Here is a 20,038-nt window from a genome sequence, read left to right as displayed (position 1 = left end):
CGACGCCGCTCACTCGAACGGGTGGACATAGGACCGGGGAGGCGCGCAGCGCCTCCCCGGTTCGTTCTGCCCCATGTGAGTGAGAAGAACCGAGACGGAAAGCGCAATGCGCGCCAGCGCCTGGTGATGGAGCGCGAGAAGCAGAAGGCCGCGGACAAGCGCCGCCGCGCCATGATCGTCGGCGCGGCCGTGGTCTGCGTCCTCGGTCTCGCGGCGGTCGTCGGCGTGGTCGCCGCCAACTCCGGGGGCGACACCAGCGACGCCGAGGGCCCCGCGGTCGCGCCCTCCGGGGCGGGCGGCAAGGAGAAGCTGGCCATCCCGGTCGGCCGCCCCGACGCCCCGTCGACGATGGTCGTGTACGAGGACTTCCGCTGCCCGGCCTGCAAGGCCTTCGAGACGGCCTACCGGTCCACGGTGCACGAGCTGACCGAGGCAGGCTCCCTGAAGGCCGAGTACCACCTGGTCACCCTGATCGACGGCAACCTCGGCGGCAGCGGCTCGCTGCGCGCCGCCAACGCGGCCGCCTGCTCCCAGGACGCCGGGAAGTTCGCCGAGTACCACGACGTCCTCTTCGACGCCCAGCCCGAGGAGACGGACGACGCGCTGGCCGACAACAAGAAGCTGATCGAGCTGGCCGACAAGGTCCCCGATCTCGACACGGCCGCCTTCCGGTCCTGCGTGAACGAGGGCGCCCACGACAGCTGGGTCCGCGAGTCGGACAAGGCCTTCCGTGAGGGCGGCTTCAACGGCACGCCGACGGTCCTGCTCAACGGCAAGAACATCTACGAGGACCGCTCGATGACGCCGGCCAAGTTCAAGCAGCTGGTGGAGGCGAAGGCCGCGCAGTGACCCGTCCCGGGTCCGCCCCGTTATGGAGCCGTAGCCGGGCCGCCCGCCCTCCCGGCGGCCCGGCACGGTAGCGTCGTCCCTGCCATGGAACTTGCCTACATTCCCAGCCCGTCGCGCGGGGTGCTGTACCTCGGTCCCGTCCCGCTGCGCGGCTACGCGTTCTGCATCATCATCGGCGTCTTCGTCGCCATCTGGCTCGGCAACCGACGCTGGGTCGCCCGTGGCGGACGGCCGGGCACGGTCGCCGACGTCGCGGTGTGGGCCGTGCCGTTCGGCCTGGTCGGCGGCCGTCTCTACCACGTGATCACGGACTACCAGCTGTACTTCGGCGAGGGCCGTGACTGGGTGGACGCCTTCAAGGTGTGGGAGGGCGGCCTCGGCATCTGGGGCGCGATCGCGTTCGGCGCGGTCGGCGCCTGGATCGGCGCGCGGCAGCGCGGCATCCCGCTGCCGGCGTACGCCGACGCGGTGGCGCCGGGCATCGCCCTCGCCCAGGCCATCGGCCGCTGGGGCAACTGGTTCAACCAGGAGCTGTACGGGCGGGAGACGGACCTCCCGTGGGCGGTCCACATCACCTCCTCGCTCGACGGCCGGGTACCGGGCTACTACCACCCGACCTTCCTGTACGAGTCGCTGTGGTGCATCGGCGTCGCGCTGCTGGTCATCTGGGCGGACCGCCGCTTCACGCTCGGTCACGGGCGCGCGTTCGCGCTCTACGTCGCCGCGTACTGCGTGGGCCGGTTCTGGATCGAGTACATGCGGGTCGACGAGGCGCACCACGTCCTGGGCCTGCGCCTGAACAACTGGACCGCGCTGGCGGTCTTCCTGCTGGCGGTCCTGTACCTGGTCCTCTCCGCGCGGAAGCGGCCGGGCCGCGAGGCGGTCGTGGAGCCCGGGGCGACGGACGGCACCGGTGCGGACGGGAAGGCGAAGGACGGAGCCGACTCCGACGCCGCTTCCCCGGCCGGTTCCGGCGAGGCCGACGGCGACAGCTCCGCCACGGCGGAGGACGAGGCCGAGACCGCCGACGCGTCCGCCGGCGGCGCCACCGAGGCGTCCAAGGCCGCCGCGGACCCGACCGAGGCCAAGGGCAGGTAACCACCCCGCCCCGACGACACCGGCGCCGCGCCCCCGATCCCCGGGGGCGCGGCGTCGTCGTTTCCTGCCCTCTCCAGGCCGTTCCCACCGAAACGGATGGGTCATCCGCGCGTGCTAGTCTTCGCTCAAACGGATGGAGCATCCGTTTTTCCGGGTGGTGGAGGGGACGCATGTCGAAGACAGCCGTGGTCACGGCCGGCACGGGAGGCATCGGTCTGGAGACCGCGCTGGGGCTGGCCGAGGCGGGGTTCGCGGTCACCGTGGTCGGGCGGGACGCCGGCCGCGGGGCCGGGGCGGTCGAACGGATCAACGCGGCGTACCCGGCGCGTCCGGCCCGGTTCCTGGCCGCCGACCTCGCCTCGCTCGACCAGGTCCGCGAACTGGCCGGCACCCTCGCCGCCGGGCACGCGGCATCGGGGGAACCGCTCACGGTACTGGTCAACAACGTCGGCGCGATGTTCGCCGAGCGGCGGCAGGTGGACGGCCTGGAGGCGTCGTTCGTCGTCAATCACCTCTCGCCGTACCTGCTCACCGAACTGCTGCTGCCCACGCTCACCGCCGGAGCCCCGAGCCGGATCGTGAACGTCACCTCCGGCGCGGTCGGTGTCGCCAAGCGCGTGTTCGACGCCGTCGAGCCGCCGGGCGGCTACTACGGCTTCCACCGGTACGGGCGCGCCAAGCTCGCGAACCTCGCCTACACGCTCGACCTGGCGAAGCGGCTGGACGGCACGGGCGTCTCGGTCTTCGCCGCCGATCCCGGAGGCGCGGCGACCGCCATGACCGACGGCACGCTGGTCCCGGCGGTCGTCTCCCCGCCGCTGCGGCTGCTGTGGCCGCTGGTGCGACGCCGGTTCCGGCGCTCCACGGCCGGTACGGCGTCCGCCGCGGCCAGGTCCTCGATCGTCGCCGCCACCGACCCCACGCTGACCGGCCGTACCGGTCTGGTCATCGGCCCCCGGGCGCACCCCGTCGCACCGTTCCGTGCGGCGACCGACCCCCGCATCGCCGAGGCCGTGCGCCGGCTCAGCGAGACCCACACGGCCGCGGTGGCCGGAACGGGGGCGTGACCGCCCGCGGTGGGCGGACCCGAGGCCCTGAGGGCGCCGCCTATCATGGCCCACGAGCCCCAGCCCCTGCCCCCGTGACGAGCAACCAGGATCCCGCTGCCCCATGACGTCCCCACCGCTGCGCAAGGACGCTGCCCGTAACTGGGAGCGGATCGTCGCGGTCGCCCGCGACCTGGTCGACCAGGGCGCCGCACTGCAGCTCAACGACGTCGCCCGCCGGGCCGGCGTGGGGGTCGCCACCGTCTACCGGCATTTCGCCACGCCCGAGGCGCTGCTGGAGACCGTCGCCACCCCCTGCCTGGAGGACCTGGCCGCACACGGCGAGCAGGCCGTGGCCGACCCCGACCCCTGGCGGGCGCTCACGGGCTTCCTGTCCCGCGTCGTCGAGGCTCAGCTCACCGACGCGGCCCTGCCCCCGGTCGCCGCCGCGGCCGAGGACGCGCTGCCGCGCACGACGCGGCTCAAGACGTCGCTCGCGAGCTCCGGCACCACGCTCCTGGAGCGGGCCCGCGACGCCGGAGCGGTCCGCCCCGGCCTGGCCGCCGCCGACCTGGTCCCGCTCATGTGCGGCATCGCCCACGCCGTGGCCGTCCACGGCGGCACCGCCGGCGACCGGATCGACACCGGCCGCCGCTACCTCGCGACCCTGCTCGACGGCATGCGCGCCGCCCCGTCACGCACCACCTGAGCCCTGGCCGCGGGTCAGTGACGCGCGGCCAGGGCGAGGGTGCGGTGGGCGGCGGCGAGGACGGCGGCGTCCACGAACCGGCCGTCGGGGAGCGCCTGAGCACCGGGCCCGGCCCGACGGGCCGCCTCGACGATCTCCTCCGCCTCCTCGACCTCCCGCGCGGTCGGAAGGTACGCCCGCGCGATCACCGGCAGCTGCCGCGGGTGGATCGCCGCCCGCCCCAGGAACCCCAGCGCCCGCCCCCGCGCGCAGCCCGCCCGCAGCCCTTCCAGGTCCCGCACGTCCGGGTGGACGGACTGCGCCGGAGGCCGCAGCCCCGCCGCCCGGGCGGCCACCACCACCCGGGAGCGGCACCAGTCGAGCCCCGCGTCCTCCCGCACCCCGAGGTCCGCGCGCAGGTCGGCCTCGCCGAGGGAGACGCCGCCCACCGACGGATCGGCGCGGGCGATGCGGAACGCCTCCTCGACGCCCAGCGCGCTCTCCAGCAGCGGGAACAGCGGCAGCCCCGTCCGGTCCAGCGCGCTCGCCTGCCCCGCCACCCGGACCACCGTGTCCGGCGAGGTCACCTTCGGCAGCCGCACCCCGCCGAGCCCCTGGCAGGGCAGCAGCGTCTTCAGATCGGCACGCCCCTCCGGCGAGGACGGACAGTTCACCCGGACGTGCACCGGAACCGGCGGCCGCTCGGCCAGCAGCTCCGCCGTCGCGTCCCGCGCGTACTCCTTGCGGGCGGGCGCGACCGCGTCCTCCAGGTCGACGAGCACCACGTCCGCGCCCGCCCGCAGCGCCTTGGCCACCACCTCGGGCCGGTCCCCGGGCACGTACAGCAAGGTCAGCGGCGGCGCCGGCACCTCCCCGCTCATACGATCCCCTCCCGTCGCAGCGCCGCGATCTCCTGGGCGGTGAGCCCCGCCTCGGTGAGCACGGCCTCGGTGTCCGCCCCGTGCGGCCGCCCCGCCCAGCGGATCGCCCCGGGGGTCGCGGAGAGCCGGAACAGCACGTTCTGCATCCGCAGCTGCCCGAGCTCGGGGTCGTCCACGGTGGTGATGGTGCCCAGCGCCCGGTACTGCGGGTCCTCCATCACGTCCCGCACGTCCTGGACGGGAGCCACCGCGGCCTCCGCCTTCTCGAAGGCGTCCAGCACCTCCGACCGTCCGCGCCGGGCGATCCAGGCGCCGACCGCCTCGTCCAGCACCTCGCAGTGGGCGGCGCGCCCGGAGCCGGTGGCGAACCACGGCTCGTCGACCAGCTCCGGCCGCCCGACCAGCCGCATCACCCGTTCGGCGACCGACTGCGCCGAGGTGGAGACGGCCACCCAGGTGCCGTCGGCGGTCCGGTAGGTGTTGCGCGGCGCGTTGTTCTGGGACCGGTTGCCGGTGCGCGGCTGGACGTGGCCCAACTGGTCGAACCAGAGCGGCTGCGGCCCCAGCACCGTGAGGATGGGCTCGATGATCGCCATGTCGACGACCTGCCCGCCGCCGGTGCGGTCCCGGGCGGCCAGCGCGGTCGTCACGGCGAAGGCGGTGGCCAGCGCGGCGATGGAGTCGGCCAGGCCGAAGGGGGGCAGGGTGGGCGGCGCGTCCGGCTCGCCGGTGACGGCGGCGAAACCGCTCATCGCCTCGGCCAGCGTGCCGAAGCCGGGGCGGCGGGCGTAGGGGCCGAACTGGCCGAAGCCGGTGACCCGGGCCAGCACCAGACGCGGGTTGACCGCGGACAGCTCCTCCCAGCCCAGACCCCACCGCTCCAGCGTTCCCGGGCGGAAGTTCTCCACCACGACGTCGGCCTCCCGGACCAGCCGCAGCAGCGTGTCGCGGCCGAGCGGCGCGGACAGGTCCAGGGTGATGTTCCGCTTGTTGCGGCCCAGCAGCTTCCACCACAGCCCGACGCCGTCCTTGGCGGGGCCGTGACCGCGCGAGGGGTCGGGCTTCGTCGGGTGCTCCACCTTGACCACGTCGGCGCCGAAGTCGCCCAGCATGGTGGCCGCGAGCGGCCCGGCGAACAGCGTGGCCAGGTCCAGGACCCGCAGCCCGGACAGCGGCGCGGGCCCGGCGGCGGGAGCGGGGGCGACGTCGGACAGGGGCTGGTTCATGAGGTGTACCGTGCCTCGATCTCGGAGCGGTAGGGCATCGACGCCGACGCCCCCGGCCGCTGCACCGACAGGGAGGCCGCGGCGGCCGCCCAGCGCAGGGCCTCGGGCATCGGGCGCTTCTCGGTGAGGGCGACGGCCAGCGCACCGGCGAAGGTGTCGCCCGCCCCGGTGGTGTCCACCGCCCGCACCCGGGGCGAGGGGACCGCCACCGGCTCCGCGCCCCGCGCCGCCCAGAGGCTGCCCGCCTCCCCGAGCGTCACCACCACCTCCGGCACCCGCTCCAGCAGCGCGAGCGCCGCCTCCCGCGGGTCGGCCACCTGGGCCAGGGCGGCGGCCTCGTGTTCGTTGGGCAGCAACAGGTCCACGCAGTCGAGGAGTTCGGAGGGCAGGGGGCGGACCGGCGCCGGCGTCAGGACGGTCCGCACGCCGTGCGCGCGGGCCAGCCGGGCCCCGGCGACGACGGCCTCCAGGGGAGTCTCCAGCTGGAGCAGCAGCAGACCGGCGCCCCGCACCGCCTCCTCGTCGCGCGGAGTCAGCGAGGTCACGCCCGCGTTGGCGCCCGGGACGACCACGATGGCGTTGCCCCCCTCGTCGTCCACCACGATGTGGGCGGTGCCGGAAGGGCCCTCCGCGGTGCGCAGCCGGTCGGTGACCACCCCGGAGGCCTCCAGCGCGGAGCGCAGCCGCAGGCCGAACGTGTCGTTGCCGACCGCGCCGATCATCGAGACGCGGGCGCCCGCACGGGCCGCGGCCACCGCCTGGTTGGCGCCCTTGCCGCCGGGCGCGGTGCGGAACTCGCGGCCGGTGACGGTCTCCCCGCGCTGCGGCGCCTTGGCCACGCAGGCGACGAGGTCCATGTTGGCGCTGCCGAGTACGACGATGTCGCCGACGGTGCTCATGAGGGAGCGCCCTCCAGGACGGTCCGGGCGGCCGGCGCCCGCTCCGGTCGCGGGCCCGGCGCGCAGAGGTGGGCGGTGGTGCGGCCGAGGGCGTCGAAGCCGACGCCGTCGAACCCGGCCACGGAGGTGGCGAGCCGGTTCTTCAGCGGCGCCGTCCACCGCTCGGGCAGCGCCCCGGGGGAGCCGGCCAGCAGCGCCGCCACACAGCCGGCGGTGGCGCCGTTGGAGTCGGTGTCCCAGCCGCCGGACACCGCCCGGCAGACCGAGCCGGCGAAGTCCCCGTCCGCGTGGGTGAGGGCGGCGGCGATCAGGGCGGTGTTGGGCACCGCGTGCACCCAGTGGTAGCGCGCGTGCTCGGTGTGCAGCGCGTCCACCACCGCCTCGAACCCGGCCGCGCCGCCCGCGTGTTCGCCGGCCAGCCGGACGGCGTGCCGGACCGCCCGGGCGAGCCGGGAGCCTGGCGGGACGACGGCCAGCCCGGCCCGCAGACAGCCGTGCACGTCCACCCCGCCGCCCGCCGCGGCCGCGATCACGGCGGCGGCGAACATGGCGGCGTGCACACCGCTCCCGGTGTGGCTGAGGACGGCGTCGCGGTGCGCCTGCTCGGCCGCGGCGCCAGGGTCGCCGGGGTTGGTCCAGCCGTGCACGTCGGCCCGGATCAGCGCGCCGATCCACTCGCGGAACGGGTTGCGGTGGCGCGCGGTGTGCGGCGGCTCCACGCCGGACAGCAGGTTGCGGTAGGCGACCCGCTCCGCGGTGAACAGGCGGCCCGCCGGCAGCTCGTCCAGCCACAGACGGGCCACGTCCGCGGTGGTGAAGGAGCGGCCGTGACGGCGCAGCAGGAGCAGGCCGAGCAGTGGGAAGTTGAGGTCGTCGTCCTCCGGCATGCCGTCGATGTTCTCGGCCAGCGAGGTGCCGGCCGAACGGCGGTTCCAGGGGTGGGCGGCCGCCAGATCGGCGGGCAGGCCGCGGGCGGTGAAGAAGGTGGTGAGCGGCCAGTCGCCGGTGGCCCGGGCCAGCGCCCGGATGCCCTCCAGCGGCAGCTTCTCCACCGGCTTGCCCAGCAGGCAGCCCGCCGCGCGCCCCAGCCAGGCGGCCTCCAGCCGGGCCGCGGAGGGCGGTGGGCCGGCGGCCGGGGCGGCCGGCCAGTCGGGGCAGAGCGCCTTGATCCGCTCCAGGTCGGTGGGCTCCGCCTCCGCCATGGGCGAGGGCAGTTCGGCCAGTTCGTCGAGCAGGTCCTCGGCGAGGGTGCGCAGGTAGCGCGAGACGGGCTCGGCGGAGGAGCCGGCCCGGTCGGGGGCCTCGGGGCCGCCGGCCGCGCGCCAGCGCGCGGCGACCGCGGCGACGGTCGCGGGGGAACGGCCGTCCTGCGCGGCCTGCCGCAGCTCGTGGCCGAGCAGGTCCTCGGGCTGCACCCAGGTCAACCGGAGCACGCGGCGCCTCCGATCGCGGTGAACGCGGCCTCGTGGGCGCGGCGGCGGGCGACGTCCCGAGCGAAGACCTCCCGGGCCACGGCGGCCAGGGAGCGGGCGGGGGCGTCCAGGTCGAGGCGGCTCGCCTCGGCGACCTGAGCGGCCCAGCCGGCGGGCGCGGGGGAGCCGAGCGCGCCGGCCAGGGCGCCCGCCATGGTGGCGATCGAGTCGCAGTCCCGGCCGTAGTTGACCGCGCCGAGCACCGCCCGCTCGTAGTCGCCGCCGGCCACCAGCAGCATGCCGAGCGCCACCGGCAGCTCCTCGATCGAGTGCAGCCGGGACGGGCGGCGGGCCCCCAGGGACGGCGCCCGGTAGTCGGGACCGACGGTGTCGAACGGGGCGACCGCCTCGCGCAGCGGGCCGAGCGCGGCCTCGAACTCGCCGTACCGGGCGGCCGTCCCGCAGACCGCCTCGATCGCGGCGCGGGTGCCGTCCTTGGCCAGCGACAGGCAGGCGGCGACCACCGACTCCGGGGTCGCGCCCGGTGCGCAGGCCGCGGCCACGGCCGCCGCGAACACGCCCGCCGCCTCCCGCCCGTAGGAGGACTGGTGGGCGCCCGCCACGTCCAGTGCCTCGGCGTAGGCCGCCTCCGGAGAGCCCGCGTTCACCAGGCCGACCGGCGCCATGTACATCGCGGCGCCGCAGTTGACGATGTTCCCGCAGCCGGCCTCGCGCGGGTCGACGTGCCCGTAGTGGATCCGCGCCACCAGCCACTTCTCGGCCAGGAAGATCCGCTGCAACGGCAGCGCCTCGGCCTCCAGTTCGGGGATCCAGCGCAGCTCGCCCATCAGGTCCGGGACCAGGTGCTCGGCGACCGCGTAGGCGTCGAGGTGGTCGCGGACCCGCTCGTAGACGCGGATCAGGGCGTGCGTCATCAAGGTGTCGTCGGTGACGTGCCCGTCGCCCTTGTGGTACGGCGCGACGGGGCGCGCGGTGCGCCACGCGTCGCCGTTCCAGGGGCCCACGACGCCCCGCACGCGGCCGCCGTGGCGTTCCAGGATCTGCTCGGGGGAGTACCCCTCGACCGGACCCCCCAGCGCGTCGCCGACGGCCGCGCCGGTGAGGGCGCCGGCGATCCGCTCGTCCAGGGTCCGGGCGGGGGCCCCGGCCCTGGTCCCGGTCCCGGGAGCGGGCTTGGCGGCGGTCGTGGCGGCGGGTGCGTCCGCCGCCCGCGGGGTGGCCGTCGCGGTGGTGACGTCCGAGTCGTCGAGTGGTCCGTGGAGCGGCCTTTCGGGCGTGATGCGCGTCATGCCGGAATCATCCTCCGCCGGTGACCGGTCGCCCCGCTTCCAGGCGTTCGGCGAGTTCCACCAGATCGGTGCCGGCGAGGCGGGGCAGGACGCAGCCGGAGAGCGAGCGGCAGGCCTGGCGCCAGGGGTCCGGCACCGCCCCGAGGCCGCCCAGGGCTCCGGTGAGCGCGCCCGTGAGGGCGGGCGTGGAGTCGGCCACCCGGGACAGGCAGGCCGCCGCCGGCACCGCCTCGGCGAACCGCCCGCCGGACGCCAGCGCCAGGGCGAGCGCCACCGGCACGGTCTCCGCGGCGGCGATCCCGTAGCTGTACACGTGGTCCACGATCTGGTGCTCCAGCAGCGGCACCAGCGCGAACGCGCCCTCCGGGGCGCTCTCCCGGGCCAGGTGCAGGGCGTGCCGGGCGTTGCGTCCGGCCTCCGACGCGTCGGGCAGCTCGGCCAGCGCGGCGGCCACGCAGGCGTCCACGTCGGCGCCCGCCAGGGCGAGCGAGACGGCGGCGGCCATCGCGCGGGCGCCGTGCACGCCGTCGCCGTCCTGGGAGTAGCGGGCGTCGAACTCGGCGAGCTCCGCCGCGCGGTGAGGATCACCCGGATGAGCGACAGCCAGGACGCACGCGCGTACACAGGCCGCGTCGTCGAAGTAGTGCGGATTGTCGTGGCCGGTGGCGGGCGGGCGCAGGCCGGTGGCCAGGTTGCCGAGTCCGGCGCGCACCGAGATCCGGGCGCGCAGCGGGATCGCGGCGGACTCCGCCTCGGGCGCCGCGCGCTCCGCCTCGGCGACCTCGTCGGCCACCGCGCTCCACGCCAGGTCGACGGCGGCCCGGATCCGGCGGTCGCGCTCCAGGTCGGCGAGGAGGGCGTCGTCGCCCGCGCGCAGCAGCGCCTGCGCGGTCCAGGCCGCCCATTCGGCGTCGTCGGAGGGGCCCAGCCGCAGCGGGTCGGGCGGCTGGTTGAGGGCGATGGGCACGGGGAGGGTGGTGGTGGCGTTCTGCTCGGCGAACGTGTCCAGCTCCCGGGTGAGCCGGCGGGTCCACTCCGGCATCCGCGCCGCGCGGTGCCGGGCGGCGGGCCATCCGGCGGCGTCGCCCGCGGCGAGCCCCAGCAGCATCCCGGCCACCCGCCGCTCCCCGGGCCTCCCGGAGCCCGTCCGCGTCCGTCCTTCGCGTCGCCGGACGGTGCCCGGGTCCTGCGCCGCGGCGCGGCGAGCGCGTGCCGCGGGGCGTGCGGGGTTCACGCCGCCGCGGTGGGCGCCGCCGCCCGCACCGTCGGCCACCGCGCCGGGGCGCGGGGCGTCGCCGGGTCCGGGGTCGGACGGGACGAGCCGGTCAGGAGTGGACAGGGCGGGAGAGGCGAGGTCGGTGGACACGGGACCTGTGTGCGTGAGCGGGCCTGGATCCGCCGGGCCGGGGGTGGCGGGCGTGAGGTCGCCCGTGAAGGCGTCCGGGGCGGAGGGCGTGAGGCTGCCCGCGAGGTCGCCCGGGGTGGTGGCGGACACCGTGAGGTCCGGGCCGGGGTCGGACGGGGGAGTCATGCGTGCTCCCTGGCGGAGGTGAGGAGGTCGGCGATGTCCAGGACGTGCCGGCCCGCCATGGCCGGCAGGCAGCTCCCGCGGACCGGGCCGATGGGGGCCGCCCACTCCTCGGGGATGGCGGCCACCCCGGAGGTCGCGCCGGCCAGCGCCCCGGCGACCGCGGCCGTGGTGTCGGCGTCACGGCCCATGTTCACCGCGGTCAGCACCGCCTGGCGGAAGTCGCCCTCCGCGGCCGCGTACGCGCCGAAGGCGAGGGCCACGGCCTCCGGGGCCAGGTCGGTCCACGGGTAGCCCGCCACCACCACCGCGGACCGCACCGCCCGCTCCCCGCGGTGGGCGACCGCGACCGCGCGGCGCAGCGAGCGGGCCGTCCACGAGTCGTCCGGGATCACCGCGAGGGCCGAGGCCACCACCGCCACCGCGGGCGCCCCGGTCATCGCGGCGGCCACCCCGGCAGCCACCGCCTGCCCGCCGTAGATGCCCTCGCCGTCGTGGCTGACCGAGCCGTCCACGGCCACCAGCCGCGCCGCCTCCGCGGGGCGGCCCGCCGCGAACACGCCGAACGGGGCGGCCCGCATGGCCAGCCCGTCGCTCCAGGCGTGCCGGTGCTGGGCGGAGACCGGCGCGGCCAGGCCCCGGCGCAGGTTCTCCAGCGTCCCGCGTTCACTGAACCCGGCGCCCCTGAACGGCCCCTCGTCGCGGTCGGCGATCCACTCGTGCCAGGCCGCCTCCACGTCCGCGGCGGTCAGCGCGAAGCCGTGCCGGGCCAGCAGCAGCCCGCAGAAGATGGCGTACTCGGTGTCGTCGGTGCCCGCCGGCTCCTCCTGGACGTACCCCGTGATGCGGCCCCAGCGGGCGCGGATCTCCGAGGGACGCATGTTCTCCGCGGGGGCGCCGAGCGCGTCCCCCACGGCCAGGCCCAGCAGCGCTCCGCGCGCCCGCTCCCGCAGGTCCGGTGTGACGACGGCCGCCATGCGCGCCTCCTAGCGGGGAGCAGGTCCCTTGTGCCCTTGTGACGATCTGTGCCACGCCGCCGCCCCGACCGACCCTCGGACACGCCGACGTCACCCGGACGACATCTGTGCGGACTTCGCTTCGGATGAGCGGGATGGCCAAAAGTGCAGGTGAGGGCAGCCTTTCCTTGCTGGCGGGCCATGACTGAAGGGCGTAGCTTGGGGAACATCGAAAAGTAGATCCAGTCCAAACTGGCCGCGTGGCACGACGTCGTCCGCGCACCCGGCACGACCTTGAGCGGGAGACATGGCTGTTCTCGAGATGCGGGCGCCCCTGCATGAGGCGCACCGCGACAACCACACCCACCGTGACGTCAACGGCGGCTGGCTGCGCCCGGCCGTCTTCGGCGCCATGGACGGCCTGGTGTCCAACCTGGCCCTGATGACCGGTGTCGCGGGCGGCGCCGCCTCCAGCGGAACCGTGGTGCTCGCCGGGCTCGCGGGGCTGGCCGCCGGAGCGTTCTCCATGGCGGCGGGCGAGTACACCTCGGTCGCCTCCCAGCGGGAGCTGGTGGAGGCCGAACTCGACGTCGAGCGACGCCAGCTGGCCCGTCACCCGCAGGCCGAGGAGGCGGAGCTCGCCGCCCTGTACGAGGCGCGTGGCGTGGACGCCGCAACGGCCCGCGAGGTCGCCCGCCAGCTCTCCCGCGACCCGGAGCAGGCGCTGGAGATACACGTCCGCGAGGAACTGGGCGTCGACCCGGGCGACCTGCCCTCCCCGACGGTCGCCGCGGTCTCCTCGTTCGGTTCCTTCGCGCTGGGCGCGCTGCTGCCGGTGCTGCCGTTCCTGCTCGGCGCCACCGCGCTGTGGCCCGCCGTGGTGCTCGCGCTCGTCGGGCTCTTCCTGTGCGGCGCGGTGGTCGCCAGGGTGACCGCCCGCACCTGGTGGTTCAGCGGACTGCGGCAGCTGGTGCTCGGCGGCGCGGCGGCCGGCCTCACCTACCTGCTGGGCACCCTCATCGGCACCGCCGTCGGCTGACCCACCGGCCCCGCGGGCCTCGGGCGACCAGCCGGTCCCGCCGGCCTCACGTGGCCCATGGGCCACGCCCGCCCCGCGTAACCCACGCGTAACGGCCCGTCCGGCGACCGGGCGGGCCCTCGCACGCACCACCGGCACCGCACGCCCGCCGTGTGATCGCGCCCCGGCACCACCCCGTGATCGCCCCGCCCCCGCCGTGCGGGCCCACCGGACCACGGCCCGCCACGGAGGTGCGGCGGAGGAGGGCGCGGGACCGTGCGCACCCCGCGACCCTCCGCGCAAGGGTCCGTCGCAGGTCAACACCGTTTCGGCGGTGTGACATTCGTCCCCGCGACGTGACTGGACAGGGGTCGTATCATGAAGGCCGCTCACATGTGTGAGGGGCTGCACGCAAGCGGCCACCCGTGGTTTCGCATACGAAGCCACCGGGCATGAGCCGGAACGCGCCGGGCAAGGACGCCAGCGGCGCGCCTCTCCGAAGACGGGCGACGAAGCCTGTACCCAGGAATCGTCAGGGCACCCTCCCTGACACGTCTCCCCGCATGCCCGCCGTCACCCGGCGGACCGGCGGTCACGGCTCCCGCCATGCGTCCGCATGGTGGAACGCGGTATCCAACTTCCGGGATTCCGTTTCACTATGTAACGCGCAGAAGAATCTTTGCCACACAGCAGAGGGCCAACGTCGTCCCTCGGCACCAGTGCCCCCAGAGCCGCAGAGCCTGGGAGGACCTTTTCAGCCACATGACGACGACGGGAGAGCCGATGCGTACGCCGCGCCAGCCGTCCCAGCACTCCACGAACGACCGCAACTGGTCGTACATGGATGCTCGCCCTGCTGCCCAGGGCCTCTACGACCCGCGCGACGAGCACGACGCCTGCGGCGTCGGTTTCGTGGCCAACCTGACCGGCGAGGCGAGCCACACGCTGGTCGACCAGGCACTCACCGTGCTCCGCAACCTCGAGCACCGCGGCGCCACCGGCTCCGAGCCCGACTCCGGCGACGGCGCCGGCATCCTCTCCCAGGTCCCCGACGCCTTCCTCCGCGAGGTCGCCGGGTTCGAGCTCCCCGAGGCCGGCCGCTACGCCGTCGGCATCGCCTTCCTCCCGCAGGACGGCGCCGACGAGGCGGCCGCCCGCATCGACGCGATCGCCGCCGAGGAGAACCTCACCGTTCTCGGCTGGCGCGAGGTCCCCGTCGCCCCCGACCTGCTCGGCGCGACCGCCCGCTCCACGATGCCCGCCTTCCGGCAGGTGTTCGTGACCGACGGAGCCACGGCCGGCATCGAGCTGGACCGCAAGGCGTTCCTGCTGCGCAAGCGCGCCGAGCGCGAGCTGGGCGTCTACTTCCCCTCGCTGTCCGCGCGCACCATCGTCTACAAGGGCATGCTGACCACCGGCCAGCTCGAGCCCTTCTTCCCGGACCTCTCCGACCGCCGCTTCGCCTCGGCGATCGCCCTGGTGCACTCCCGGTTCTCGACCAACACGTTCCCGAGCTGGCCGCTCGCACACCCCTACCGGTTCATCGCCCACAACGGCGAGATCAACACCGTCAAGGGCAACCGGAACTGGATGAAGGCCCGCGAGTCGCAGCTGGTCAGCGAGCTGTTCGGGGAGGAGAAGCTGGAGCGGGTCTTCCCGGTCTGCACCCCCGACGCCTCCGACTCCGCCTCCTTCGACGAGGTCCTGGAACTCCTGCACCTCGGCGGCCGCTCGCTGCCGCACAGCGTGCTGATGATGATCCCGGAGGCGTGGGAGAACCACCCCACCATGGACCCGGCCCGCCGCGCGTTCTACCAGTACCACGCGGCCATGATGGAGCCCTGGGACGGCCCGGCCTGCGTCACCTTCACCGACGGCACCCAGGTCGGCGCGGTCCTCGACCGCAACGGCCTGCGCCCCGGCCGCTACTGGATCACCGACGACGGCCTGGTCGTCCTCGGCTCCGAGGTCGGCGTCCTCGACATCGCCCCGGAGAAGGTCGTCCGCAAGGGCCGCCTGCAGCCCGGCCGGATGTTCCTGGTCGACACGGCCCAGGGCCGCGTCATCGAGGACGACGAGATCAAGCACGCCCTCGCCACCGAGCACCCCTACCAGGAGTGGCTGGAAGCCGCCGAGATCGAGCTCGAGGACCTCCCCGAGCGCGAGCACATCGTGCACACCCACGCCTCGGTCACCCGCCGCCAGCAGACCTTCGGCTACACCGAGGAAGAGCTGCGCGTCATCATCGCCCCGATGGCGAAGGCCGGCGCCGAGCCCATCGGCTCCATGGGCACCGACACGCCCATCGCCGCCCTCTCGCAGCGCCCGCGCCTGCTCTTCGACTACTTCACGCAGCTGTTCGCGCAGGTCACCAACCCGCCGCTGGACGCCATCCGCGAGGAGCTCGTCACCTCGCTGCGCTCCCCGCTCGGCCCGCAGGGCAACCTGCTGGAGCCCACCGAGGAGTCCTGCCGCAGCGTCGTCCTGCCGTTCCCGGTCATCGACAACGACGAGCTGGCCAAGCTCATCCACATCAACGCCGACGGCGACATGCCCGGCATGACGGCGGCCACCCTCTCCGGCCTCTACCGGGTCGCCGGCGGCGGCGCGGCCCTCGCCGCCCGCCTCGACGAGATCTGCGCCGAGGCCGACGCCGCCATCGCCGGCGGCGCCCGCCTCATCGTGCTCTCCGACCGGCACTCCGACGCCGAGCAGGCGCCGATCCCCTCGCTGCTGCTCACCGCGGCCGTCCACCACCACCTCATCCGCACCAAGCAGCGCACCCAGGTGGGCCTGCTGGTCGAGGCCGGCGACGTCCGCGAGGTCCACCACGTCGCCCTGCTCATCGGCTACGGCGCCGCCGCGGTCAACCCGTACCTGGCCATGGAGTCCGTCGAGGACCTGGTCCGGGCCGGAACGTTCCTCCCCGGCATCGAGGCCGAGCAGGCCATCCGCAACCTGATCTACGCCCTCGGCAAGGGCGTCCTGAAGGTCATGTCCAAGATGGGCATCTCCACCGTCGCCTCCTACCGCGGCGCGCAGGTCTTCGAGGCGGTCGGCCTCGACGAGGAGTTCGTCCACCGCTACTTCGACGGCACCGCCACCAAGATCGGCGGCGTCGGCCTCGACGTCGTCGCCCAGGAGGTCGCCGCCCGCCACGCCAAGGCCTACCCGGTCACCGGCATCGCGCCCGCGCACCGCACCCTCGAGATCGGCGGCGAGTACCAGTGGCGCCGCGAGGGCGAGCCGCACCTGTTCGACCCGGAGACCGTCTTCCGTCTCCAGCACTCGACGAAGACCGGCCGCTACGACGTCTTCAAGAAGTACACCGACCGGGTGAACGAGCAGTCCGAGCGCCTGATGACGCTGCGGGGGCTGTTCGGCTTCAAGAGCGACCGCGCGTCCATCTCCGTGGACGAGGTCGAGCCGGTCTCCGAGATCGTCAAGCGCTTCTCCACCGGCGCCATGTCGTACGGCTCCATCTCCAAGGAGGCGCACGAGACCCTCGCCATCGCCATGAACCAGCTGGGCGCCAAGTCCAACACCGGTGAGGGCGGCGAGGACCCGGACCGCCTGTACGACCCGGCGCGCCGCTCCGCGATCAAGCAGGTCGCCTCCGGCCGCTTCGGCGTCACCAGCGAGTACCTCGTCAACGCCGACGACATCCAGATCAAGATGGCCCAGGGCGCCAAGCCCGGCGAGGGCGGTCAGCTGCCCGGACACAAGGTCTACCCGTGGGTCGCGAAGACCCGGCACTCGACGCCGGGCGTGGGGCTCATCTCCCCGCCGCCGCACCACGACATCTACTCCATCGAGGACCTCGCCCAGCTCATCCACGACCTGAAGAACGCCAACCCGAAGGCCCGCATCCACGTGAAGCTGGTCTCCGAGGTCGGCGTCGGCACGGTCGCGGCGGGCGTCTCCAAGGCCCACGCCGACGTCGTGCTGATCTCCGGCCACGACGGCGGCACCGGCGCCTCCCCGCTCACCTCGCTGAAGCACGCGGGCGGCCCCTGGGAGCTCGGCCTCGCCGAGACCCAGCAGACCCTGCTGCTCAACGGCCTGCGCGACCGCATCGTCGTGCAGACCGACGGCCAGCTGAAGACCGGCCGCGACGTCGTCATCGCCGCGCTGCTCGGCGCCGAGGAGTTCGGCTTCGCCACCGCGCCGCTGGTCGTCTCCGGCTGCGTCATGATGCGCGTCTGCCACCTCGACACCTGTCCGGTCGGCATCGCCACCCAGAACCCCGTCCTGCGCGAGCGGTTCACCGGCAAGGCCGAGCACATCGTCAACTTCTTCACCTTCATCGCCGAAGAGGTCCGCGAGCTGCTCGCCGAGCTCGGCTTCCGTTCCATCGACGAGGCCGTCGGCCACGCCGAGCTCCTCGACGTCACCCGCGCCGTCGACCACTGGAAGGCCCAGGGCTTGGACCTCGCGCCCCTCTTCCACGTGCCCGCGCTGCCCGAGGGCGCCGCCCGCCACCAGGTCGTCGCCCAGGACCACGGCCTGGAGAAGGCGCTCGACAACGAGCTCATCAAGCTCGCCGCCGACGCCCTCGCCGTCAACGACGCGGGCGACGTCCGCCCGGTCCGCGCCCAGGTCCCGGTCCGCAACATCAACCGGACCGTCGGCACCATGCTCGGCCACGAGGTGACCAAGAAGTTCGGCGGCGCGGGTCTGCCCGACGACACCATCGACGTCACCTTCACCGGCTCCGCCGGCCAGTCCTTCGGCGCCTTCGTCCCGCGCGGCATCACGCTGCGCCTGGAGGGCGACGCCAACGACTACGTCGGCAAGGGCCTCTCCGGCGGCCGCATCGTCGTCCGCCCGGACCGCGGCGCCAACCACCTCGCCGAGGGATCGGTCATCGCCGGCAACACCGTCGCCTACGGCGCCACCGGCGGCGAGCTGTTCCTGCGCGGCGCCACCGGCGAGCGGTTCTGCGTCCGCAACTCCGGCGCCCTGGTCGTCTCCGAAGGCGTGGGCGACCACGGCTGCGAATACATGACCGGCGGCCAGGCGGTCGTCCTCGGCCCCACCGGACGCAACTTCGCGGCCGGCATGTCCGGCGGCACCGCCTACGTCCTCGACCTCGAGCTCGGGTACGTCAACGCCGGCAACCACGGAGCCGTCGAGGCCCTCGACGCCACCGACCTCGCCTGGCTGCACGACGTCGTGCGCCGCCACCAGGAGGAGACCGGCTCCACCGTCGCCGAGAAGCTCCTGGCCGACTGGGACAACACCGGCCGGCGATTCAGCAAGATCATCCCCAGTGCCTACAAGGCAGTGCTCGCCGCCAAGGACGCCGCCGAGCGAGCCGGACTCGACGAGTCCGCGATCACCGAGAAGATGATGGAGGCGGCGACCAATGGCTGATCCCAAGGGCTTTCTCAACCACGGCCGTGAGGTCGCCCGGACCCGACCGGTCGACGAGCGGCTGAAGGACTGGAACGAGGTCTACGTCCCCGGCTCCCTGCTGCCGATCGTCAGCAAGCAGGCCAGCCGCTGCATGGACTGCGGCATCCCGTTCTGCCACAGCGGCTGTCCGCTCGGGAACCTGATCCCTGAGTGGAACGACTACGCCTACCGCGAGGACTGGCAGAACGCCTCCGAGCGACTGCACGCCACCAACAACTTCCCGGAGTTCACCGGGCGGCTGTGCCCGGCGCCCTGCGAGTCGGCGTGCGTGCTCGGCATCAGCCAGCCGCCGGTGACCATCAAGAACGTCGAGGTCTCGATCATCGACCAGGCGTGGGACAACGGCGACGTCGTCCCGCAGATCCCCGAGCGCCTGTCGGGCAAGACCGTCGCCGTCATCGGCTCCGGCCCGGCCGGCCTCGCCGCCGCCCAGCAGCTCACCCGCGCCGGCCACACCGTGGCCGTCTACGAGCGCGCGGACCGCATCGGAGGTCTCCTCCGCTACGGCATCCCCGAGTTCAAGATGGAGAAGCGGCACATCAACCGCCGCATCGAGCAGATGCGCGCGGAGGGCACCAAGTTCCGCACCGGCGTGGAGATCGGCCGCGACATCGAGGCCGAGTCGCTGCGCAAGCGCTACGACGCCGTCGTGCTGGCCGTCGGCGCCACCACGGCCCGCGACCTGCCGGTGCCCGGGCGCGAGCTCAAGGGCATCCACCAGGCGATGGAGTACCTGCCGCTCGCCAACAAGGTGCAGGAGGGCGACTACGTGGCCCCGCCGATCACCGCCGCGGGCAAGCACGTCGTCGTCATCGGCGGCGGCGACACCGGCGCGGACTGCGTCGGCACCGCCCACCGCCAGGGCGCGGCCTCCGTCACCCAGCTGGAGATCATGCCCCGCCCGAACGACGACCGGGACGCGGTCAGCCAGCCGTGGCCGACCTTCCCGATGCTCTACAAGGTGACCTCCGCGCACGAGGAGGGCGGCGAGCGGGTCTACTCCGTCTCCACCACCCACTTCGAGGGCGACGAGGACGGCAACGTCCAGTGGCTGCACCTCACCGAGGTCTCCTTCGTCGACGGCAAGCTCACCCCGAAGCCCGGCTCCGAGCGGAAGATCCCCGCCCAGCTGGTCACCCTCGCCATGGGCTTCACCGGCACCGACCGTGAGAACGGCCTGGTCGACCAGCTCGGCCTGGAGCTCGACGCGCGGGGCAACATCGCCCGCGACAAGAACTTCCAGACCAACGTCCCCGGCGTCTTCGTCGCCGGCGACGCGGGCCGCGGCCAGTCCCTCATCGTGTGGGCCATCGCCGAGGGCCGCAGCGCGGCCCGCGGCGTCGACCGTCACCTGACCGGCACCAGCACGCTGCCGGCGCCGATCCTCCCGGACGACCGCGCCCTGGTCGCCTGACCCGGCTCCTCCACCGGCCCGGGGTCCCTCCGACCCCGGCCCACCGGCCCGGACCGCTGCCGACCCGGCCCGCCGGCCCGGGTCGGCGGTTCCGGCAACGTTCCGCCCCGCTCCCCGCCCGGGGAGTGGGGCGGAGTCGTGTCCCTGGACGGGCGGTGGCTCACCCACCCGGGGATCAGCGACGGCGTGCCGGCCGCGCGCCACGATCCGCCGGGCGCCGTACGGTACGTCGGCGCCGTCCCCCGAGGCGCCCACGGGGCCGTCCCGTACCCTCCTGCCCAGGAGCGCCCCGGGC

Annotated in this window: 14 protein-coding genes; 7 read left to right on the top strand and 7 right to left on the bottom strand. The window is 74.6% G+C overall.

Going from position 1 to position 20,038, the window contains the following annotated elements:
• Positions 1–75: 75 nt before the first annotated feature.
• The 4 genes from ACFRAV_RS07585 (at position 76) to ACFRAV_RS07570 (ending at position 3,702) form a co-directional block, all read left to right on the top strand.
• Positions 76–849, top strand: coding sequence for a DsbA family protein (locus tag ACFRAV_RS07585; protein WP_382552468.1), 774 nt, complete (start codon positions 76–78; stop codon positions 847–849).
• Between the two features lie 84 nt (positions 850–933).
• Positions 934–1,947, top strand: coding sequence for a prolipoprotein diacylglyceryl transferase (lgt, locus tag ACFRAV_RS07580; protein ID WP_382552466.1), 1,014 nt, complete (start codon positions 934–936; stop codon positions 1,945–1,947).
• 170 nt (positions 1,948–2,117) lie between these two features.
• Complete coding sequence (locus tag ACFRAV_RS07575; RefSeq protein WP_382552465.1) at positions 2,118–3,014, top strand: SDR family NAD(P)-dependent oxidoreductase; 897 nt, start codon at positions 2,118–2,120, stop codon at positions 3,012–3,014.
• A 103-nt stretch (positions 3,015–3,117) separates the two neighbouring features.
• On the top strand, positions 3,118–3,702 hold the full coding sequence (locus ACFRAV_RS07570; protein ID WP_382552463.1) for a TetR/AcrR family transcriptional regulator: 585 nt from the start codon (positions 3,118–3,120) through the stop codon (positions 3,700–3,702).
• Positions 3,703–3,716: 14 nt separating this feature from the next.
• Here the strand turns inward: ACFRAV_RS07570 and ACFRAV_RS07565 are convergent, their stop codons facing one another.
• From ACFRAV_RS07565 to ACFRAV_RS07535, 7 genes are read right to left on the bottom strand one after another with little or no spacing between them, the layout of a single operon-like run.
• Positions 3,717–4,562: an HpcH/HpaI aldolase/citrate lyase family protein gene (locus ACFRAV_RS07565; RefSeq protein WP_382552462.1), complete on the bottom strand. Its 846-nt coding sequence runs from the start codon at positions 4,560–4,562 to the stop codon at positions 3,717–3,719.
• Complete coding sequence (locus tag ACFRAV_RS07560) at positions 4,559–5,788, bottom strand: CaiB/BaiF CoA transferase family protein (protein WP_382552460.1); 1,230 nt, start codon at positions 5,786–5,788, stop codon at positions 4,559–4,561. Before ACFRAV_RS07560 ends, ACFRAV_RS07565 begins: the two co-directional genes overlap by 4 nt.
• Positions 5,785–6,687, bottom strand: a complete 903-nt coding sequence (gene rbsK / locus ACFRAV_RS07555) for a ribokinase (RefSeq protein ID WP_382552458.1) — start codon at positions 6,685–6,687, stop codon at positions 5,785–5,787. Before rbsK ends, ACFRAV_RS07560 begins: the two co-directional genes overlap by 4 nt.
• A complete protein-coding gene (locus tag ACFRAV_RS07550; protein WP_382552456.1) occupies positions 6,684–8,120 on the bottom strand; it encodes an ADP-ribosylglycohydrolase family protein in 1,437 nt (478 codons plus the stop codon). Before ACFRAV_RS07550 ends, rbsK begins: the two co-directional genes overlap by 4 nt.
• Positions 8,108–9,409 (bottom strand): ADP-ribosylglycohydrolase family protein, encoded by a 1,302-nt coding sequence (locus tag ACFRAV_RS07545; protein WP_382552454.1) that lies wholly within the window; start codon positions 9,407–9,409, stop codon positions 8,108–8,110. Before ACFRAV_RS07545 ends, ACFRAV_RS07550 begins: the two co-directional genes overlap by 13 nt.
• Positions 9,410–9,416: 7 nt before the next feature.
• Positions 9,417–10,940 (bottom strand): ADP-ribosylglycohydrolase family protein, encoded by a 1,524-nt coding sequence (locus tag ACFRAV_RS07540; protein WP_382552452.1) that lies wholly within the window; start codon positions 10,938–10,940, stop codon positions 9,417–9,419.
• Positions 10,937–11,914 (bottom strand): ADP-ribosylglycohydrolase family protein, encoded by a 978-nt coding sequence (locus ACFRAV_RS07535; protein ID WP_382552450.1) that lies wholly within the window; start codon positions 11,912–11,914, stop codon positions 10,937–10,939. The genes ACFRAV_RS07540 and ACFRAV_RS07535 overlap by 4 nt, the downstream gene beginning before the upstream one ends.
• A gap of 286 nt (positions 11,915–12,200) precedes the next feature.
• Between ACFRAV_RS07535 and ACFRAV_RS07530 the strand changes: the two genes are divergently transcribed.
• From ACFRAV_RS07530 to ACFRAV_RS07520, 3 genes are all read left to right on the top strand, one after another.
• Positions 12,201–12,932 (top strand): VIT1/CCC1 transporter family protein, encoded by a 732-nt coding sequence (locus ACFRAV_RS07530; protein WP_382552448.1) that lies wholly within the window; start codon positions 12,201–12,203, stop codon positions 12,930–12,932.
• A gap of 819 nt (positions 12,933–13,751) precedes the next feature.
• Entirely contained in the window at positions 13,752–18,287 is a 4,536-nt protein-coding gene (gltB, locus tag ACFRAV_RS07525) for a glutamate synthase large subunit (protein ID WP_382552523.1), read from the top strand.
• Positions 18,280–19,743: a glutamate synthase subunit beta gene (locus ACFRAV_RS07520; protein ID WP_382552446.1), complete on the top strand. Its 1,464-nt coding sequence runs from the start codon at positions 18,280–18,282 to the stop codon at positions 19,741–19,743. The genes gltB and ACFRAV_RS07520 overlap by 8 nt, the downstream gene beginning before the upstream one ends.
• The last annotated feature ends 295 nt before the right edge of the window (positions 19,744–20,038 follow it).

The sequence above is a fragment of the Streptomyces sp. NPDC056600 genome (genome assembly GCF_042792855.1).
In the GTDB taxonomy this organism is placed as follows: domain Bacteria; phylum Actinomycetota; class Actinomycetes; order Streptomycetales; family Streptomycetaceae; genus Streptomyces.
Note: the sequence above shows the minus strand (reverse complement) of the source record. Positions and strands in the feature narration are given on the sequence as shown.

What these genes read in the sequence shown, in the direction of transcription:
- ACFRAV_RS07520 (WP_382552446.1), top strand. Translation starts at nt 18,280, where the DNA reads ATGGCTGATCCCAAGGGCTTTCTCAACCACGGCCGTGAGGTCGCCCGG.
- ACFRAV_RS07565 (WP_382552462.1), bottom strand. Translation starts at nt 4,562, where the DNA reads ATGAGCGGGGAGGTGCCGGCGCCGCCGCTGACCTTGCTGTACGTGCCC.
- ACFRAV_RS07560 (WP_382552460.1), bottom strand. Translation starts at nt 5,788, where the DNA reads ATGAACCAGCCCCTGTCCGACGTCGCCCCCGCTCCCGCCGCCGGGCCC.
- ACFRAV_RS07535 (WP_382552450.1), bottom strand. Translation starts at nt 11,914, where the DNA reads ATGGCGGCCGTCGTCACACCGGACCTGCGGGAGCGGGCGCGCGGAGCG.
- rbsK (WP_382552458.1), bottom strand. Translation starts at nt 6,687, where the DNA reads ATGAGCACCGTCGGCGACATCGTCGTACTCGGCAGCGCCAACATGGAC.
- ACFRAV_RS07570 (WP_382552463.1), top strand. Translation starts at nt 3,118, where the DNA reads ATGACGTCCCCACCGCTGCGCAAGGACGCTGCCCGTAACTGGGAGCGG.
- lgt (WP_382552466.1), top strand. Translation starts at nt 934, where the DNA reads ATGGAACTTGCCTACATTCCCAGCCCGTCGCGCGGGGTGCTGTACCTC.
- ACFRAV_RS07545 (WP_382552454.1), bottom strand. Translation starts at nt 9,409, where the DNA reads ATGACGCGCATCACGCCCGAAAGGCCGCTCCACGGACCACTCGACGAC.
- ACFRAV_RS07540 (WP_382552452.1), bottom strand. Translation starts at nt 10,940, where the DNA reads ATGACTCCCCCGTCCGACCCCGGCCCGGACCTCACGGTGTCCGCCACC.
- gltB (WP_382552523.1), top strand. Translation starts at nt 13,752, where the DNA reads ATGGATGCTCGCCCTGCTGCCCAGGGCCTCTACGACCCGCGCGACGAG.
- ACFRAV_RS07575 (WP_382552465.1), top strand. Translation starts at nt 2,118, where the DNA reads ATGTCGAAGACAGCCGTGGTCACGGCCGGCACGGGAGGCATCGGTCTG.
- ACFRAV_RS07530 (WP_382552448.1), top strand. Translation starts at nt 12,201, where the DNA reads ATGGCTGTTCTCGAGATGCGGGCGCCCCTGCATGAGGCGCACCGCGAC.